This window comes from Halorubrum sp. GN11_10-6_MGM, from assembly GCF_005435165.1.
Taxonomy (GTDB): Archaea; Halobacteriota; Halobacteria; order Halobacteriales; family Haloferacaceae; genus Halorubrum.
Map to the genome: position 1 here is coordinate 1 of NZ_SGUC01000071.1, position 3,140 is coordinate 3,140.

2 protein-coding genes are annotated in these 3,140 nt (G+C 54.3%); both read right to left on the reverse strand.

Annotated features, from left to right (window positions below):
• Window positions 1-176: 176 nt before the first annotated feature.
• Window positions 177-1,451, reverse strand: a complete 1,275-nt coding sequence (locus tag EXE46_RS16075) for an IS4 family transposase (protein ID WP_137689346.1) — start codon at window positions 1,449-1,451, stop codon at window positions 177-179.
• A 97-nt stretch (window positions 1,452-1,548) separates the two neighbouring features.
• Window positions 1,549-2,937, reverse strand: a complete 1,389-nt coding sequence (locus EXE46_RS16080; RefSeq protein WP_199234201.1) for an Eco57I restriction-modification methylase domain-containing protein — start codon at window positions 2,935-2,937, stop codon at window positions 1,549-1,551.
• Between the last annotated feature and the right edge of the window lie 203 nt (window positions 2,938-3,140).

The following is a 3,140-nucleotide window of genomic DNA, read 5'->3' on the forward strand; positions in this document are numbered from 1 at the left end:
GTCAAGGCGGTTGACGAGAAAGTTAAGAAGCTGGTCCTCGTGAATCACACCGTCTGCTTGCTTGGTTTTAGACACACCTTCAGCAAGCAGACGTTCTAACTAAGCGGCTTTGTGAAGTACTGATATTTGAGTAGTATAGATCGCCCTCTGAATCGTATGTGACCATCCGTCTTTAGTTAAGACTCACACCTCGGTTGTGTAGCGGTAGCGAGTGTCTCTTGTAAGATCGGCCGTTGCTTGTGTATCTTCTGAGCGTCTTCGATCAGCCGTTCGAGCAGTGGCGGTGGTGAGTAGCCGAGGTACTCTCCGAGTTCGTGGAGAATGAGCTGGGCGTGCGACCGGAAGGTCGCCGCCCAGCGCTCTGTCGGAAACACGAGTTTATCATCCGCCTGCTCAGTGACAAGATCCAACAGATCACGGCTTACAAGCAGAGAGAGCAACGCTGCGTACAGTAAGATCTTCACCACGTGTTCGTCACTCGTGTCGAACTCATCCAGTTCATACTGCGTCTTCAGCTCGCGGAACAGCAACTCAACCTCCCACCGACAGCGGTAGATATCTGCTAAATCTGCCGGAAAGAACTCCTCTCTCGCCAGATTCGTCATGTACAGGTGGTAGTCGTCGGCGTCCTCGTTGCGGACGCCGACGACGCGGAACCGCTTCGTATCCAGCGACCGCGTCCCGTTGTACAGTCCTCGTTTGAACTCTACTTCGACTTCTACATCGATGTACTTCCGGTCGAGATCGTCGAGAACAGCTCGGAGCTGCTTGCCCTCTAAGGGAATGGCGCGGCCGCGCCATTCCCGTAATTCCGCCGTAATCACCGGATTTGCGTTCTGCTTCAGCCGACTCACGAAGTAGCCGTCGTTCTCGTCGATTAGCGCAAACCGGCGGTATTTGAAGTAGGCGAGATCGAACAACACAAGGCGGTTCTCAAGCCATGGCCCAGTCTTGAACAGGGTGCTGTCGTGCGTTTTCTCGTCAGCAGTGTCGATCCGTTCAATCGTCTGCTCTGTGGCATTGTGGAGCAGGTGGAGCTTCGCTCCAGCCTGCTCCTCGTGGCGGGCTTGGAACTGATCTGAGAGAAATTCGTGTAACCGCAACACCGTTCCATCAGCGATCATCACATCCCTAAATCGGTCGATATCAGCGTCAACAGCGTCAGGAACAGCGACCTCGTCGAGTGCTGTCTCGACGAGGTCGCGGAAGTACTCCGCAAGCGTCGGTGTCAACCGCTGATGGAATCCGCCCGGAGAGATCGTCTCATCGGCAGTTGAGTTGTAACAGCGTCTGAACCCGGCGAGTGTTCGGCTTTCGCCTGCGGCGAAGCCGAACACGAATGTCCAGACGAAGGCAGGGATCTGGAGCTTGCGGTCACGTTCGACCACGCCGAGTTCCTCGGCGTGCTCTTCAAGGAACTCGGAGGGAAACAGTGTAGTGAGCCGACGCATAATTCGAGATGAGGAGCCGGAGTTGTGCACAGACTCGGCTTCCTCATTCCTTCCGAAAGATGCCACGATAAGCCGCCGCAGTCACGCGTTTTCTCGCTTAACTAAAGACGGATGCGTATGTGACTTCGCCCTGCTTGACAATCTGTCCAAGCACGATTTTTTTACGCTCAAACCGATGAGGATTTCGAGGGCACCAATGTGCATACCATGATTCGAATATTTGGTTTTCACTACCTCGTTCAGCCAAATCGGACTGACTAGCTTTTAAATACTCATACGTCTGTGGATGCTGATCTTCGAGCTGATCCTCCGAGATCAACTGTCCAGAAGAGTCATACGGATAAATTAGCCGAGAAGACGTTTTTGGCGGCATATACCGAGAAACATCTTTACCGTCGACATATCGGTGCGTTAGGTCTTTTTCAATTTCAATTTCGTCTTTCACCGCCTTCGAATACCCGGTAATTGTGTCCCCATTCACGCTACAATCCTCTAATACGAATACGTCGTTCGCGCTTGTCTGAATTCCAACGAATATGCTGTTTGTAACGTCTCCAAATGGTTCTCCTGTCTCTTCGATCTTGGACAGTATTTGCCGCTCATCTCCTCCAACGAGGGTCCATTTATCATCTCCGGTCCCAAGTGTCGATTTTATATATGGTTGATTGATTGCGGATTCAAGATCACCGTTGACCTGCTTGTATTGAACTTCTTGTGAATTGTGGCCGTTTCTCATGAAAAGAAGACACGTGTAGATGGTTGCTGAATTAAAAACCTGATTTTGGGCGAAATCGACGACTGCTTCCACTTCCTTAGAATCGTTCAAGAATGTCCGGAGGGACTTGCCTGCCCGTGATTCGAAGAACTTGTTGGGAACAATTAGTCCAACTCTGTTCCGCGTGAGTTTGTACCCTCGCTCAGTAAACAACCCATATAGATCGTATCTTTCTTTCGCCACGTCATACATCTGTTCGAAATATTCCTTATCAGACCCGACGATGTTTTGAATTTTCACATACGGCGGATTCCCAATCACCGCGTCGAACCCGGCGTCCGCCTGCCGCGCGCCGTCCTCGTCGTAGAACGCGACCGGGAACTCCAACTCCCAGTGGAAGAAGCGCTCGTCGTCGGCCATCGCCTGCGCGCTTTTGAACCAGTCCTGTCCCTCGATGTCGCTCCACGAGTCGGCGCGGAGGGCCTCCGCCATGCGCTTGTCGGCGTCGCTCGGCACGTCGAGGCCGAAGCGCTCGGCGGTGTGGACGTTCGCCATCGCCAGCAGGTGTTTATAAAGGTCGTCGTCGCGGACCGCGTCGTACACGTCCTCCATCTCCTTCGCGTCCGCGAGCGTCTCGTTGTCGATGGCGAGCAGGCTCTGGAACCGGTCCATCACGTGCTCTAAGGCCTGCTGACGCGTGTGCGCGAACGACTGCTCTAGGGTCAACTGCCCGTCGCCCGCGCCGGTCTCGTCGCCGCCGTTCGCGAGCACGTCCTCGATGTCGCTGCCGACCAGCGAGTTCCCGGTTCGCTCTTGGGTAGAGGATTGTTGGTCAGTTCTCAGCAGGAGCTGGAAGTCACAGCAGGCAAGGGTGACGCGGCCGCGTCACCCGACGAACGATGTTCCCTATCAAGACGTTCGTCTCGGAGCGTCGCGCCGCGAACCTGCTGGAACAGGTTCGCTGGCGCGACGGC